Genomic DNA, 14,995 nt, shown 5'->3' on the forward strand with positions numbered 1-14,995 from the left:
GAAGATAAGATGTTCGGAAAATTATCACTGGATGCAGTACCGTTCCATGAACCTATCGTCATGGTAACGATCGCTGCAATTATCGTCGGGGGACTGGCGATACTGGCAGCGATTACTTACTTCGGTAAGTGGACCTACCTATGGAAAGAGTGGTTAACGTCAGTTGACCATAAACGCCTCGGCATCATGTATATCATCGTCGCGATTGTGATGCTGTTACGTGGTTTCGCCGATGCCATCATGATGCGTAGCCAGCAGGCGCTTGCCTCCGCCGGCGAAGCGGGTTTTCTACCGCCGCACCACTACGATCAGATCTTTACCGCTCACGGCGTAATCATGATCTTCTTCGTGGCGATGCCCTTCGTTATCGGTCTGATGAACCTGGTGGTTCCGCTGCAGATCGGCGCGCGTGACGTTGCGTTCCCTTTCCTGAACAACCTGAGCTTCTGGTTCACCGTTGTCGGCGTTATCCTGGTTAACCTCTCGCTGGGCGTGGGTGAATTCGCGCAGACAGGGTGGCTGGCTTATCCGCCGCTATCGGGAATAGAGTACAGTCCCAGCGTCGGGGTTGATTACTGGATATGGGCGTTGCAACTCTCGGGTATTGGTACGACGTTAACCGGTATCAACTTCTTCGTGACGATCCTGAAGATGCGTGCGCCGGGTATGACGATGTTCAAGATGCCGGTCTTTACCTGGGCCTCTTTGTGCGCCAACGTACTGATCATCGCCTCTTTCCCGATTCTGACGGTTACCGTCGCGTTGCTGACCCTGGATCGCTATCTGGGCACCCATTTCTTTACCAACGATATGGGCGGCAACATGATGATGTACATCAACCTGATTTGGGCCTGGGGCCATCCGGAAGTGTACATTCTGATTCTGCCGGTCTTCGGGGTATTCTCCGAAATCGCAGCGACCTTCTCGCGTAAACGTCTGTTCGGCTATACCTCGCTGGTTTGGGCGACCGTCTGTATTACCGTACTGTCGTTTATCGTTTGGCTGCACCACTTCTTCACGATGGGCGCAGGCGCGAACGTTAACGCCTTCTTCGGTATCACCACCATGATTATCGCCATCCCGACCGGGGTGAAGATCTTCAACTGGTTGTTCACCATGTATCAGGGCCGTATCGTCTTCCATTCCGCAATGATGTGGACCATCGGCTTTATCGTGACCTTCTCGGTCGGCGGTATGACCGGCGTTCTGCTGGCGGTACCGGGCGCGGACTTCGTCCTGCACAACAGCCTGTTCCTGATTGCGCACTTCCATAACGTGATCATCGGCGGCGTGGTGTTTGGCTGCTTCGCGGGTATGACCTACTGGTGGCCGAAGGCGTTTGGCTTCAAGCTGAACGAAACCTGGGGTAAACGCGCCTTCTGGTTCTGGATTATCGGTTTCTTTGTAGCCTTTATGCCGCTGTACGTACTGGGCTTCATGGGCATGACCCGTCGCCTCAGCCAGCAAATTGATCCGCAGTTCCATACGATGCTGATGGTTGCCGCCGCCGGCGCCGCGCTGATTGCGCTGGGTATCCTGTGTCAACTGATTCAGATCTTCGTTTCTATTCGCGACCGCGATCAGAACCGCGATCTGACCGGCGACCCATGGGGTGGCCGTACGCTGGAGTGGTCAACCTCGTCTCCGCCGCCGTTCTATAACTTTGCCGTTGTGCCGCACGTTCACGAACGTGACGCCTTCTGGGAAATGAAAGAAAAAGGCGAAGCGTACCAACAGCCTGGACAGTATGAAGAGATTCATATGCCGAAAAATAGCGGTGCCGGTATTGTTATCGCCGCCTTCGCAACGGTATTTGGCTTCGCCATGATCTGGCATATCTGGTGGCTGGCGATAGTGGGTTTCGCAGGCATGATCATCAGCTGGATTGTAAAAAGCTTTGATGAAGATGTGGATTACTACGTGCCGGTCCCGGAAGTCGAAAAACTGGAAAACCAGCATTTCGATGAGATTACTAAGGCAGGGCTGAAAAATGGCAACTGATACTTTAACGCACGCGACTGCCCACGCGCACGAACACGGGCACCATGACGCAGGCCAGAACAAAATCTTCGGATTTTGGGTCTACCTGATGAGCGACTGCATTCTGTTCTCTATTCTGTTTGCTACCTATGCCGTTCTGGTGAACGGCACTGCTGGCGGCCCGACAGGTAAGGACATTTTCGAACTGCCGTTCGTTCTGGTTGAAACATTCCTGCTGTTATTTAGCTCCATTACCTACGGCATGGCGGCGATCGCCATGCACAAGAACAACAAGAGCCAGGTTATCTCCTGGCTGGCGTTGACCTTCTTGTTTGGCGCCGGATTTATCGGGATGGAACTCTATGAATTCCATCACCTGATTGTTAACGGTATGGGCCCGGATCGCAGCGGCTTCCTGTCTGCGTTCTTCGCGCTGGTCGGCACGCACGGTCTGCACGTCACTTCCGGTTTGATCTGGATGGCGGTGCTGATGGTGCAAGTTGCCCGTCGCGGTCTGACCAGCACTAACCGTACCCGCATCATGTGCCTGAGCCTGTTCTGGCACTTCCTGGATGTGATTTGGATTTGCGTATTCACTGTTGTTTATCTGATGGGGGCGATGTAATGAGTCATTCTACCGAGAGCGGCGGCGCATCCCACGGCAGCGTAAAAACGTACATGACCGGCTTTATCCTGTCGGTCATCCTGACGGTTATTCCATTCTGGATGGTGATGACTGGCGCTGCCTCTCCGGCCGTTATTCTGGGATCTATCCTGGCAATGGCAGTGGTGCAGATTTTGGTGCATCTGGTGTGTTTCCTGCACATGAACACCAAATCTGATGAAGGCTGGAACATGACGGCCTTCATCTTTACCGTGCTGATCATCGCCATCCTGGTTGTGGGCTCCATCTGGATTATGTGGAACCTCAACTACAACATGATGATGCACTAAGAGCGGCGAGTATGATGTTTAAGCAATACCTGCAAGTAACGAAACCAGGCATCATCTTTGGCAACCTGATCTCGGTGATCGGGGGATTTCTGCTGGCCTCAAAGGGCAGCATTGACTATCCCCTGTTCATTTATACGCTGGTCGGGGTGTCACTGGTTGTGGCGTCGGGTTGTGTATTTAACAACTACATCGACAGGGATATCGACAGGAAGATGGAAAGGACCAAGAATCGGGTGCTGGTCAAAGGCCTGATTTCTCCTGGCGTCTCGCTGGTATACGCCACCCTGCTGGGTATTGCTGGCTTTATGCTGTTGTGGTTTGGCGCCAATCCTCTGGCCTGCTGGCTGGGGGTGATGGGCTTCGTGGTCTACGTTGGCGTGTACAGCTTGTACATGAAGCGTCACTCCGTCTACGGAACGCTGATTGGTTCTCTCTCCGGCGCAGCGCCGCCGGTGATTGGCTACTGCGCCGTAACGGGCGACTTTGACAGCGGCGCGGCGATTCTGTTGGCTATTTTCAGCCTCTGGCAGATGCCGCACTCTTACGCCATCGCCATTTTCCGCTTTAAGGACTATCAGGCGGCCAATATCCCGGTTCTGCCGGTGGTAAAAGGAATCTCAGTCGCTAAAAACCACATCACGCTGTATATCATTGCGTTTGCCGTTGCAACGCTAATGCTCACGTTGGGCGGTTATGCTGGTTACAAATACCTGGTGGTCGCCGCGGCGGTCAGCGTTTGGTGGCTCGGCATGGCGCTACGCGGTTACAAAGTGGAAGATGATAAGGTCTGGGCGCGCAAGCTGTTCGGCTTCTCTATCATTGCGATTACCGCGCTGAGTATCATGATGTCCGTTGATTTTATGGTGCCGAATTCGCAGAATCTGCTGACTTACGTCTGGTAAGACTTTTGATGGCGTATCGCTTGATACGCCATTATTTTCGCTCGCAGTTACAGAAAAATGCCTGCCTTAAGCATATCCATCTCTTTACCGTTAACCATTCCCGTCACAGCAGTCACGCTATAGCTATCAACATCGCAAAATTCCGGCTGATAGACAGGTTGTAATGTCGATTCACGGAGCGTATCAGACTTATACCCTTGTAAATTGCGGTTCTGCGTATTTAGCCCAAAAGGCTCAAATGCGATAACCTGCTGTGACATCGCCCCGGCCTTATTTTTCAGCGCCAGTGAGACGAGTAAATTCTCTATACTGCTGATTCTGTCCGTTTTGACGACAAACTCCAGCTCGCATGCATAGCCGCTGCCCTGGCTCGCACCGAAAACACGATCACGATTGAAGGTTAACTTCGGCAAATTCTTTTCACGCATTGCCACAGCCTCAGCGCGGGCCTGTCGGTCTTTTTCGCAGGTCACCTGAAAATGGGGATCGTCTGCAAAACTTGTTCGCCCCTGAGCAAACAACTCCGCTGCCTTCCGGCAGTCCGTGTCGACAAACTGACCGTTGGTATACATCCAGGCAAGATAGTTTAAAGCGCGAGACTTGCCCATCTTCGCCGCCCGATCAAAGAATTCAAACGCCCGAGCGTAATCAAGCGGAACCTGCGTCCCGGAGTAATAGATCTCACCAAGATTTATGAGCGCATCGGCATTACCCTGCGCAGCCGCCAACTCGTACCACTGCACCCCCTTCTGCAGATCGCGCTTAATCCCTCGTTTTCCATTCAAGTAGAAGTAACCGAGTATATTCTGCGCATCAGCCTGGCCCAATTCAGCAGCCTTGCGGAACCATTGCAACGAACGCGCCTCTTTATCGTCGACCTCAACAAAACCAGAGTCATAGAGGCTACCAACGATAAAGTTAAGTTCAGGGTCTCTCTCCTGCGCCCACAGCTCCGCAAGGTGCAGGATATCCGCCTTTGAATAACCCAGGCGCGTGATGCGCGCGGCCATCGCGCTCCCGCCGCTGGCATACTGGCGTAATGTTTCAATAAACCGGGAACGCTGAGTAATATCGCTTTCCGCGGCTTGCTTTGCCGTATCTATTTCGTCGGCTATCAGGCGCGTCACCGTCTGCGCATCAGTATCGATGTCTGCTTTACTGGTTTTATCCGCAAGCTCTTTTGCCAAAACGTCATCCTGCATCACCCCCAGGCCATGCAGATAAAAATAACGAGCGTTGTAGCAGCCATAGGGTTCTTCAACATGACAAGCCTGCTCATAATACTTGATAGCCTGTATCGTATCTTTCGGCACAGCAACGCCGTACTCATAAATAAACCCCAACTCCGCCAGCGCTTGAGCGTTATTATCTTTGGCTAACGCTTTTAGCTCATTTAGCGCCTGAATATCTTTCTGCGCAATACGGCTATACAACGCGTCAATATCATCACCTGCCTGGCATACCGATGCGAAAGAAAGCCCAAGCAGAAGCAAAAGATTCCATTTCCGTTTTATCATTTTTCATTCCCTTATTTTTTATCTAAAAAGCGCACACTGTCAGCTTTCAGCAAATCAACATTCTTATCGTTAATCGTTGCCGTAGCGGATTTCAGCGTAAAATGGATATCGCCGATCCCGTGACAAAAATCTTGCGTATACAGTGGGAGATCGTATGAGGTAACGAGAGGATCAACATCATGATTTTGCATATCTATCCCCAGAGTATTCAAACCGAATGGCGGAATCATTAACGTTTCCTCAGTTGCCACTCCATCATCATTTTTCAGCTCAAGCGTAATATGCAAATTCGCCATGTTACGGATTTTATCTGTGCCAATCTGAAAAATTAGTGCGCATTCTTTCGGTTTAGCCGTTATCCCGCGAGAGAAAATACTCTCTTTTTTTAGGGTTACGTTGGGTAAAGCATCCGCGTTGTTTTTTCGACTCTGAATATCCGCTTCGCATTTACTCAAAAATATTTTTTCCTCAACTTTCTTACCTACATATCGAGATGCTTTCTTGTAATACGACCAGGCTTTATCACAGTCAGGTGCAGTACCTAAACCGTTATAATACATCCAACTCAACGGCATCGTTGATGCGCGAATTAGTACCATCATTTTCAACCTGCGTAAATAATGCCAGCGCTTTAGCGTAATCAGTGCGCCCTGTTGCGCCAGAATAATAGATTTTACCTAGCGCAATCTGTGCATCGCTGTCACCCTGCTCAGCCGCCTGCCCATACCATTTTTGTGCTTCCTGAATGTCTGGCTTAATCCCCCACTCATCGCCCTCTCCCCCCGAATAAATACCCCCCAAGAGAGATTGGGCCTCAACGACGCCTTTTTCCGCGGCGGCACGAAACCATTTCAACGAGGCTGGCCTGGCCTTATAAGGCTCATCCACATAATGACCAGAGAAATCATTAAGGGTGAGTAACCCCAGTTGATAATCCATTTGTGGATCGCCGTCCTGTACCCATAGCGTAGCAAGGCGGAACGTTTTTTCCTGATTAAATCCGATACGACTAAAAAAAAGCGCATCGCTCTCTGGCCTATTATTTAGGAGATTAAATAGTGCATTAATAAATTCTGGCCGCTGCGATTTATCCGTATCGGCCAATGCTTTTGCCGCGTAAATTTCTTGCGAAAACTTATCGATATAGTCTTGCTCAATCAATAAATTATCCAGATTCATTTTTTTAGCATACTTATTGACCTGAGCGCTATCTTTCGCCACTCCGTCGCCATACTGATAAGCATACTTCACATTATAGCAACCATAGTTACCGCCAAGTTCACAGGCCTGCTTGTAATACTGCAACGCCTGTTCGCGATTCATCGGCACACCAAGGCCGTATTCATGAATAAACCCCAGTTCATCCAGAACCGAAGCTCTTTTTTCCACAGGCAAAGCATCAAGATCCTTCTGGGTAAGCGCAGCATATTTTACATCATCTTTACCGTTGTTCTCTGATGCATTTACCTGGCTAACAAATAAAATACCCGCCAAAATACATAATGATAAATATTTAATTTCCATAACGAATTCACTCCTTGAATAATATAATAAATGCGACTGCTGACGAATCTTCTGCCTGATAAACGCGCGCCATCACGCAGAAAGTTTGCTATCAGTCTCGGCGTTGTTGAATAAATCAAATTATCAGAAGATGGACGAATCTGATCATTGCAGTCGTTTCAGAATCGGGTTCCTATGGCAAAGCAAAAGTTTAAAATCACCCACCGGCCAGCCACACTCAGGCAGCGCGGTTCGCTGACAGTCTGGCTTGACGAGTTCTGCTATTGCAACATGGAGCAACAGCGCACACAGCCTGAAGGCCGTGGCTAACCGCTACACTATACTGATATGGCTCAGATAGCCACTACAGCTCAAGGAGATCGGAATATGAATGAGCACAAGGCTATGCTGACTCTCCCGATCGTCCCTATCGTGTTAACAATTTATCTCTTTTTTAGCTCAACTGTTTCAAAAACATAATATTTGCTAATTAACCCTCTATTTACCCGACACACTCCCCGCACTACACTACTCCCAGCTTTTATACAGAGGTGGCAATGAACGATTATAAAATGACGCCAGGGGAGCTGCGCGCCACATGGGGTTTAGGGACCGTCTTTTCGTTGCGTATGCTGGGCATGTTTATGGTTCTACCAGTACTGACCACATACGGTATGGCGCTACAGGGCGCCAGCGAAGCATTAATCGGCATTGCGATCGGCATTTACGGGCTGGCGCAGGCTATCTTTCAAATTCCCTTTGGGCTGCTGTCCGACCGCATTGGCCGCAAACCGCTGATTGTCGGCGGACTGGCGGTATTTGTCGCGGGTAGCATCATTGCCGCGCTCTCTCACTCAATCTGGGGCATTATTCTGGGGCGAGCGCTACAAGGGGCCGGCGCTATTGCCGCCGCCGTCATGGCGCTCCTGTCTGACCTCACCCGAGAACAAAACCGCACCAAAGCGATGGCGTTTATCGGCGTCAGCTTTGGTATCACTTTCGCGATTGCGATGGTATTAGGGCCGATCGTTACCCATAGTCTGGGATTGAACGCGTTGTTCTGGATGATCGCCGCCCTCGCCACCCTGGGCATTCTTCTGACAATCTGGGTGGTTCCCAACAGTACCAACCATGTGCTGAATCGCGAATCCGGGATGGTCAAAGGCAGCTTCAGTAAAGTGCTGGCGGAGCCGAGGCTGCTCAAGCTCAATTTCGGCATTATGTGTCTGCATATTTTATTGATGTCCACCTTTGTCGCCCTGCCCGGCCAGCTTGCCGATGCCGGTTTCCCTGCCGCCGAACACTGGAAGGTGTATCTGGCAACCATGGTAATCGCCTTTGCCGCCGTCGTGCCTTTTATTATCTATGCTGAAGTCAAACGGCGGATGAAGCAGGTATTCCTGTTCTGCGTGGGACTCATTGTCGTCGCAGAAATCGTGTTGTGGGGAGCGGGCCAACATTTCTGGGAGCTGGTGATTGGCGTACAACTCTTTTTCCTCGCCTTTAATCTGATGGAGGCGCTGCTGCCTTCGCTGATTAGCAAAGAATCGCCCGCGGGGTATAAAGGAACGGCGATGGGCGTCTATTCTACCAGTCAATTTCTTGGCGTGGCGCTTGGCGGCTCGCTGGGCGGCTGGATAGACGGCACGTTTGATGGGCAAACCGTTTTCCTTGCCGGGGCCGTACTGGCGATGGTATGGCTGGCGGTGGCAAGTACCATGAAAGAGCCGCCCTATGTCAGCAGCCTGCGCGTGGAAATTCCAGCGGATATTGTTGCTGACGACAGGCTAAAACAGCGACTGTTGGCAATGAAAGGCGTAAGCGAAGCGCTGATCGTGGCGGAAGAGCATTCCGCTTACGTCAAAATCGACAGCAAAGTGACCAATCGCTTTGAAGTTGAACAGCTTATCAGCAAAGGATGAATGCTGTATTGCCGGATGGCGGCGAGGCTCTATCCGGCATAACAACTTAATCGCGGAAGTTTTTGAACTGGAACGGCTGGCCCAAATCGCCGCCGCGAACCAGCGCCATTACCGATTGCAGATCGTCACGTGATTTGCCCGTCACGCGAATCTCTTCCCCCTGAATTTGCGCCTGCACCTTCAGTTTGCTGTCTTTAATCAGCTTGACGATTTTCTTCTGCACGGCGCTTTCAATGCCCTGCTTCAGCTTCGCTTCCACATACCAGGTTTTACCGCTATGCACGAACTCGTCCGGTACATCCAGCGAAGCGCCTTCAATACCGCGTTTAAGCAGCTTGGCGCGCAGAATATCGAGCAACTGATTGACCTGGAAATCGGACTCGCTCAGCACCTTGATGGTTTTATTGGCATCGTTCAGTTCAATAGTCGCCTCTACGCCACGAAAGTCAAAACGAGACTCAACCTCGCGAACCGCGTTATCCACGCCGTTACGCGCTTCCTGCAGATCAACTTCAGAAACAATATCGAAAGATGGCATCTTTTCTTCTCCCTTCATTTTCGTTGCGTTGCATAATACCTGCAACGAGGCTTAACGAGAAGCTTAGCTGATGACGCTATAATTAGCGCCATAACACCTGGCGCTGTTGCAGGTGAGGAGGAACAATGAAAATTACTGTACTGGGATGCGGAGCCTTAGGACAACTTTGGCTTTCGGCACTGTGCAAACACGGACATGACGTACAGGGCTGGCTACGGGTGCCACAACCTTATTGCAGCGTAAATCTGATCGATACCGATGGTTCCTTTTTCAACGAATCACTGACGGCAAACGATCCGGATTTTTTGGCGAAGAGCGAACTGTTATTAGTCACGCTGAAAGCGTGGCAGGTTTCCGACGCAGTACGAACCCTGGCGTCAACCCTACCGGTGACGTCGCCTATCCTGCTCATTCATAATGGAATGGGAACCATAGAAGAGCTGCAAAATATCCAACAGCCGATGTTGATGGGGACTATCACCCATGCTGCGCGCCGCGACGGTAATATCATTATTCATGTCGCTAACGGTACTACGCATATTGGCCCGGCGCGCGAGCAAGACGGCGATTACAGTTATCTCGCCGATATCCTGCAGGGGGTACTGCCCGATGTCGCCTGGCATAACAATATCCGCGCAGAGATGTGGCGCAAACTGGCGGTCAACTGTGTTATCAACCCGCTCACCGCGCTTTGGAACTGCCCGAACGGCGAGCTGCGCCATCATCCTGATGAAATCAACGCAATTTGCGAAGAGGTCGCCGCCGTGATTGAACGTGAAGGCTACCACACATCGGCAGACGATTTACGCTATTATGTTGAGCAAGTGATTGACAGTACGGCAGAAAACATCTCATCCATGTTGCAGGACGTGCGTGCCATGCGCCATACCGAAATTGACTACATCACCGGTTATTTACTCAAGCGCGCCCGCGTGCACGGTCTCGCCGTTCCGGAAAATAGCCGCCTGTTTGAAATGGTAAAGCGAAAGGAGAGTGAGTATGAGCGCTCAGGCACTGGTATGCCTCGCCCCTGGTAGTGAAGAGACCGAAGCGGTCACCACTATCGATCTGCTGGTTCGCGGCGGAATCCACGTCACTACCGCCAGCGTCGCCAGCGATGGCAACCTGACGATTGTCTGCTCGCGCGGTGTAAAGCTACTGGCGGATGCGCCGCTGGTTGAGGTTGCCGACGGCGATTATGACATCATCGTGTTGCCCGGCGGAATTAAAGGCGCCGAGTGCTTTTGCGACAGCCCGCTGCTGGTCGAAACCGTAAAACAGTTTCACCGCTCCGGGCGCATTGTCGCAGCCATTTGCGCCGCAGCCGCCACAGTGCTCGTGCCGCACGATATCTTCCCTATCGGCAATATGACCGGTTTTCCGGCACTGAAAGATAAAATCCCCGCCGAACAGTGGCAGGATAAGCGTGTGGTGTGGGATGCGCGGGTAAAATTATTAACCAGCCAGGGACCGGGTACCGCTATCGATTTTGGTTTGAAAATCATCGACCTGTTGGTTGGTCGTGAAAAAGCGCATGAAGTGGCTTCGCAACTGGTGATGGCGGCGGGGATTTATAACTACTACGAATAAGAATGATTGCCGGATGGCGGCGTAAACACCTTATCCGGCCTACAAAACGGTACAGTCTGTAGGCCGAATAAGCGGCAGCACCATCCGGCAGTTATTTTACGGACGTTCGCCCTGCGCCAGACGCGCATTAATATGCGCAATCACCCCAGGTAAATCCGCCAGTGAATCCACCACGTAATGCGCCCCGGCGGCGTACAGCTTGCTGGCCGCGTGCTCGCGGCGGACCGCAACGTCCCCTTGCGACATAGTCTGATAGGCGTCCCATGTTGCGCCGAATTCGTTACCCGATACCGCCAGCCCCACCGTCCACATCCCCGCGTTAAGCCCCTCGCTAATGCCCGGCGCGGCATCATCTACCTTCACACAGTGCGCGACCGCATCAATGCCCAGCGCAATCACGTTTTGCAGCGCCATCCACGGCCCCGGGCGCCCCCCCACGGCCAGGTCGTCCGTTGCCACCCAATGATCCGGACGATAACCATGCTCAGCGGCGGCAGGGACCAGGCGCTCCATCACCGCTCGTGGGTAACCGGAGCAGGAGCCTATCTTAATGCCCTCGGCTCGTAGCGCCGCGATCGTGTCGATAACTCCGGCAATAGGAGAAGAAAAATCGACAACTTTAGCAATCTGTAACGGCATGAAGGCGGAATAGATGGCATCAATATCTGCTGCGTTCATGGAGCGGCCAAACTTTGCCTGCCAGCGCGCGTCAACAGCAGGTAATTTTCCCAGCGCTTCAATGTGTTGCCATTTACCCAGCCCCATTGGCACGCGTGCTTCGGCGAGGGTGATCTCCACATCAAATGCCTGACGGAACGCCTCGACGAAAATTTGCGTCGGCGCGAAGGAGCCAAAATCGACGGTGGTGCCCGCCCAGTCGAGAATAACAGCGTGAATACGGTTCATCATGGTTCCTTATTTCGTCCAGTACATGGCGGTACGAATGGCGGTCAGCAGGGCAGTGATATCGGCGGCATATACTTCGCCAATGTTGCCGATGCGGAAGCAGTCGCTTTGCGACACTTTGCCAGGATAGATAACAAAGCCCTGCTCTTTGAGGCGGCGATAAAATTCGCTAAAGCGATACTGCGGGTCTTCCGGTGAATAAAAGGCGGTGATAATGGGCGAATGAAGCTCGTCATCCAGCAGCGTGTTAAAGCCCAGCGCCCGCATTCCGGCCACCAGGCTGCGCTGATTTTGCTGATAGCGTTGATGACGTGCCGCCACGCCACCTTCTTTCGCCAGCTCTTTCAGCGCCTGGGCAAACGCCAGGACGGTATGTGTGGGCGAAGTAAAACGCCATTTGCCGTGGTTATCCTCCATGCAACGCCACTGGGCGTAGAGATCTAACGACAGCGAGCGGGAACGCCCTTTGCACGCGGCCAGTTTTTGCTCGCGGGCAATCACGAAGGCAAAACCCGGCACGCCCTGGATGCATTTATTGGCGGAGCTGATCAGATAGTCGATGTGTAATGTTGCAATATCCATGGGGATGCCGCCGAAGCTGCTCATGGCGTCAACGATGTAGGTTTTGCCATAGCGATGCGCCAGAGCGCCCACCTCATCAATGGGGTTGAGCATCCCGGTGGTCGTTTCGCTATGCACCATGGCGATATGGCTGATCGTCGGGTCGGCGTTTAGGATCGCGTCGATCGCCTGCACGTCCGGGCGCGCAACTTCGCCGCAGTCGTAAGCGTGATGGGCGATACCCATAAGGCCGGCCATCTCGACCATTCGTGCGCCGTATGCACCGTTGCTGACGATCAGCACCTTATCCTGCGGCCCCAATGCGCTGCCCAGTACGGCTTCCACAGCATAGCTACCGCTGCCTTGTAGCAGTACGGAGGTGTAGCCTTCGGAGGCCGTTGCCAGTTCGGTCAGCTGCTGGCGGATCTGTTCCACCACGCCGATATTGTAATCATCATCCCAGGTACAGCTATCGAACAACATCGCTTCTTTCACGGTACGAGAGGTGGTGAGCGGGCCAGGAGTCAGCAACAGATAGTTACGCGAAGTCATGTTATTTACCTTTGGTCTATACCAGATTGCATTTATCATGACGATCTTTGCCGCGACGGGTCAAAGAGAAAATCGCGCTGCAACAAAAAATTCATCTCTGCTTGTATAATGGCGGCAGGCAAAACGGAAGCGAGTAAGCATGAAATCTATCCCGGGCGATATCCCGCAGTACCTGTTGATCAAGGCGCAGCTTCAGGCGCGTATTCAGAGCGGTGCGTTGAAAAGCGGTGATAAACTGCCGTCTGAACGCGAACTGTGCGCGATCTTCAACACCACGCGCATTACTATTCGCGAAAGCCTGGCGCAGCTGGAGTCCAGTGGGCTTATCTGGCGCGCCGATCGTCGCGGTTGGTTCGTTACGCCGGAACGCCTGTGGCTGGATCCGACCCAGAACACCAACTTCCATAAGCTTTGCCGCGAGCAGGGGCGGGAGCCAAAAACCGCGCTACTGAGCGGCGTGTTAACCACCGTGCCTGTCGAGGTCATGGAGCCCCTCCAGCTCCAGCCGTTTGATCAAATCTATCTGCTGACCCGTCTGCGTTACGCCGATGGCCGCGCCGTGTGCTACTGCGAAAACCATTGTTTGCCCGCCCGCGTGCCTGAGCTGCTGCAGTACGATCTCAACGGCAGCCTGACCGAGGTATACGAGTCGCACTACAACCTCGTCTATACCAGCATGCATCTGTCGTTCTACCCCACCGCCATGCCTGCGCAGGCCGCACAGGCGCTGGGCGTTATGGAAGGGCGCCCGGCGCTGTTGCTGCGCCGTCTGAACTACGATCAACACGGGCGAGTGCTGGATCTGGATATCGAATACTGGCGTCACGACAGCCTGCGTATTGAGGTAGATACCCACTAGCGGATGCGCCGGATGTTGGCTGCGGGACTTATCCGGCCTACCAATCGTATCGTCTCACGGCTATCCGGATAAGCGCAGCATCCTCCGGCGTGGACTGATTTATTTCTCTTTCATCGTTTTGTCATATAAGCCGTTTAGCGTAAAAAGCAAACCTGGTATAGTCCAGAAAATGCAACGTACGCTATGAGGCTATTACGATGAAACTTTCCCGACTTGCTCTGCTGTCTGTCTTCGCTCTCGCCAGCGCCCCGTCATGGGCGGAATCGGTGGTCACGGTGTACTCCATCGACGGGCTGCATGATGGCGATAACAGCTGGTACCAGGTACAGTTTGACGCATTCACCAAAGCGACCGGCATTACCGTACGCTATGTTGAAGGCGGTGGTGGCGTGGTAGTGGAACGTCTGGCAAAAGAGCGCACGAATCCACAGGCCGACGTGCTGGTAACCGCGCCGCCATTCATTCAGCGCGCCGCCGCCGAAAAGCTGCTGGCGAACTTTAACACCGACGCCGCATCGGCTATCCCCGATGCCAACAACCTTTATTCGCCGCTGGTAAAGAACTATCTGAGCTTTATCTACAACAGCAAGCTGCTGAAAACTGCCCCGGCGAGCTGGCAGGATCTGCTTGACGGTAAATTCAAAAATAAACTCCAGTATTCCACGCCAGGTCAGGCCGCTGACGGCACGGCGGTGATGCTGCAGGCTTTCCACAGCTTCGGCAGTAAAGATGCCGGTTTTGCGTATCTCGGCAAGCTGCAGGCCAATAACGTCGGGCCATCTGCCTCTACCGGCAAGCTAACCGCGCTGGTTAATAAAGGTGAAATCTACGTCGCTAACGGCGACCTGCAAATGAACCTCGCGCAGATGGAACGTAACCCGAACGTGAAAATCTTCTGGCCGGCCAACGACAAAGGCGAGCGCAGCGCGCTGGCCATCCCTTATGTCATTGGCCTGGTCCAGGGGGCGCCGCAGAGTGAAAATGGTAAAAAGCTGATTAACTTCCTGCTGAGTAAAGAAGCGCAGACTCGCGTCAGCGAACTCTCCTGGGGAATGCCGGTACGCAGCGACGTGACGCCGAGCGACGAACATTACAAGGCCGCCACTGCCGCGTTAGAAGGCGTGCAGAGCTGGCAGCCAAATTGGGATGACGTAGCCGTTTCGCTGTCGGCAGATATTAGCCGTTGGCACAAAGTGACCGAAAGCGAGTAA

General features: G+C 52.8%; 13 protein-coding genes and 3 pseudogenes. 10 read left to right on the forward strand and 6 right to left on the reverse strand.

Annotated features, from left to right (window positions below; genetic code table 11):
• The first annotated feature begins 9 nt into the window (after positions 1-9).
• From cyoB to cyoE, 4 genes are read left to right on the forward strand one after another with little or no spacing between them, the layout of a single operon-like run.
• A complete protein-coding gene (cyoB, locus tag EOS98_RS16895) occupies positions 10-2,001 on the forward strand; it encodes a cytochrome o ubiquinol oxidase subunit I (protein WP_000467158.1) in 1,992 nt (663 codons plus the stop codon).
• Entirely contained in the window at positions 1,991-2,605 is a 615-nt protein-coding gene (locus tag EOS98_RS16900; RefSeq protein ID WP_000179833.1) for a cytochrome o ubiquinol oxidase subunit III, read from the forward strand. Before cyoB ends, EOS98_RS16900 begins: the two co-directional genes overlap by 11 nt.
• Complete coding sequence (locus EOS98_RS16905; protein ID WP_000019878.1) at positions 2,605-2,934, forward strand: cytochrome o ubiquinol oxidase subunit IV; 330 nt, start codon at positions 2,605-2,607, stop codon at positions 2,932-2,934. The genes EOS98_RS16900 and EOS98_RS16905 overlap by 1 nt, the downstream gene beginning before the upstream one ends.
• Positions 2,935-2,945: 11 nt before the next feature.
• Entirely contained in the window at positions 2,946-3,836 is an 891-nt protein-coding gene (gene cyoE / locus EOS98_RS16910; RefSeq protein ID WP_000971352.1) for a heme o synthase, read from the forward strand.
• A 47-nt stretch (positions 3,837-3,883) separates the two neighbouring features.
• Here cyoE and EOS98_RS16915 read toward each other — a convergent pair whose 3' ends face one another.
• Both EOS98_RS16915 and EOS98_RS16920 read right to left on the reverse strand, forming a co-directional pair.
• Positions 3,884-5,353 carry a tetratricopeptide repeat protein gene (locus tag EOS98_RS16915; RefSeq protein WP_126524228.1) on the reverse strand — a complete coding sequence of 490 codons (1,470 nt, stop codon included), beginning with the start codon at positions 5,351-5,353 and terminating at the stop codon, positions 3,884-3,886.
• An 11-nt stretch (positions 5,354-5,364) separates the two neighbouring features.
• A pseudogene (locus tag EOS98_RS16920) lies at positions 5,365-6,877 on the reverse strand (hypothetical protein).
• Positions 6,878-7,051: 174 nt separating this feature from the next.
• On the opposite strand from EOS98_RS16920, the pseudogene EOS98_RS24905 reads away from it, so the two are divergent.
• Together EOS98_RS24905 and EOS98_RS16930 are read left to right on the forward strand one after the other, a co-directional pair.
• Positions 7,052-7,183: pseudogene (locus EOS98_RS24905) on the forward strand (IS5/IS1182 family transposase); the annotation flags it as partial.
• Between the two features lie 230 nt (positions 7,184-7,413).
• Positions 7,414-8,778, forward strand: a complete 1,365-nt coding sequence (locus EOS98_RS16930; RefSeq protein WP_126524229.1) for an MFS transporter — start codon at positions 7,414-7,416, stop codon at positions 8,776-8,778.
• 46 nt (positions 8,779-8,824) lie between these two features.
• Here the strand turns inward: EOS98_RS16930 and EOS98_RS16935 are convergent, their stop codons facing one another.
• Complete coding sequence (locus tag EOS98_RS16935) at positions 8,825-9,316, reverse strand: YajQ family cyclic di-GMP-binding protein (RefSeq protein WP_001138913.1); 492 nt, start codon at positions 9,314-9,316, stop codon at positions 8,825-8,827.
• Positions 9,317-9,441: 125 nt separating this feature from the next.
• On the opposite strand from EOS98_RS16935, the gene panE reads away from it, so the two are divergent.
• Together panE and yajL are read left to right on the forward strand one after the other, a co-directional pair.
• A complete protein-coding gene (panE, locus tag EOS98_RS16940) occupies positions 9,442-10,353 on the forward strand; it encodes a 2-dehydropantoate 2-reductase (protein WP_000705814.1) in 912 nt (303 codons plus the stop codon).
• Complete coding sequence (yajL, locus tag EOS98_RS16945; protein WP_126524230.1) at positions 10,316-10,906, forward strand: protein deglycase YajL; 591 nt, start codon at positions 10,316-10,318, stop codon at positions 10,904-10,906. Before panE ends, yajL begins: the two co-directional genes overlap by 38 nt.
• Positions 10,907-10,914: 8 nt before the next feature.
• On the opposite strand, the pseudogene EOS98_RS25135 reads toward yajL, so the two are convergent.
• From EOS98_RS25135 to phnW, 3 genes and pseudogenes are all read right to left on the reverse strand, one after another.
• A pseudogene (locus EOS98_RS25135) lies at positions 10,915-10,997 on the reverse strand (hypothetical protein); the annotation flags it as partial.
• 5 nt (positions 10,998-11,002) lie between these two features.
• The gene (gene phnX / locus EOS98_RS16950) at positions 11,003-11,812 is read right to left on the reverse strand and encodes a phosphonoacetaldehyde hydrolase (RefSeq protein WP_126524437.1); all 810 of its coding nucleotides are present in this window, start codon (positions 11,810-11,812) and stop codon (positions 11,003-11,005) included.
• 9 nt (positions 11,813-11,821) lie between these two features.
• Positions 11,822-12,925 (reverse strand): 2-aminoethylphosphonate--pyruvate transaminase, encoded by a 1,104-nt coding sequence (gene phnW / locus EOS98_RS16955; RefSeq protein WP_000203972.1) that lies wholly within the window; start codon positions 12,923-12,925, stop codon positions 11,822-11,824.
• 139 nt (positions 12,926-13,064) lie between these two features.
• Here phnW and phnR point away from each other — a divergent pair, with 139 nt between their 5' ends.
• Positions 13,065-13,784: a phosphonate utilization transcriptional regulator PhnR gene (gene phnR / locus EOS98_RS16960; RefSeq protein ID WP_000836268.1), complete on the forward strand. Its 720-nt coding sequence runs from the start codon at positions 13,065-13,067 to the stop codon at positions 13,782-13,784.
• Positions 13,785-13,981: 197 nt separating this feature from the next.
• Complete coding sequence (phnS, locus tag EOS98_RS16965) at positions 13,982-14,995, forward strand: 2-aminoethylphosphonate ABC transporter substrate-binding protein (RefSeq protein ID WP_000778008.1); 1,014 nt, start codon at positions 13,982-13,984, stop codon at positions 14,993-14,995.

The sequence above is a fragment of the Salmonella sp. SSDFZ69 genome (assembly GCF_004010755.1).
Classification (GTDB): domain Bacteria; phylum Pseudomonadota; class Gammaproteobacteria; order Enterobacterales; family Enterobacteriaceae; genus Salmonella; species Salmonella enterica.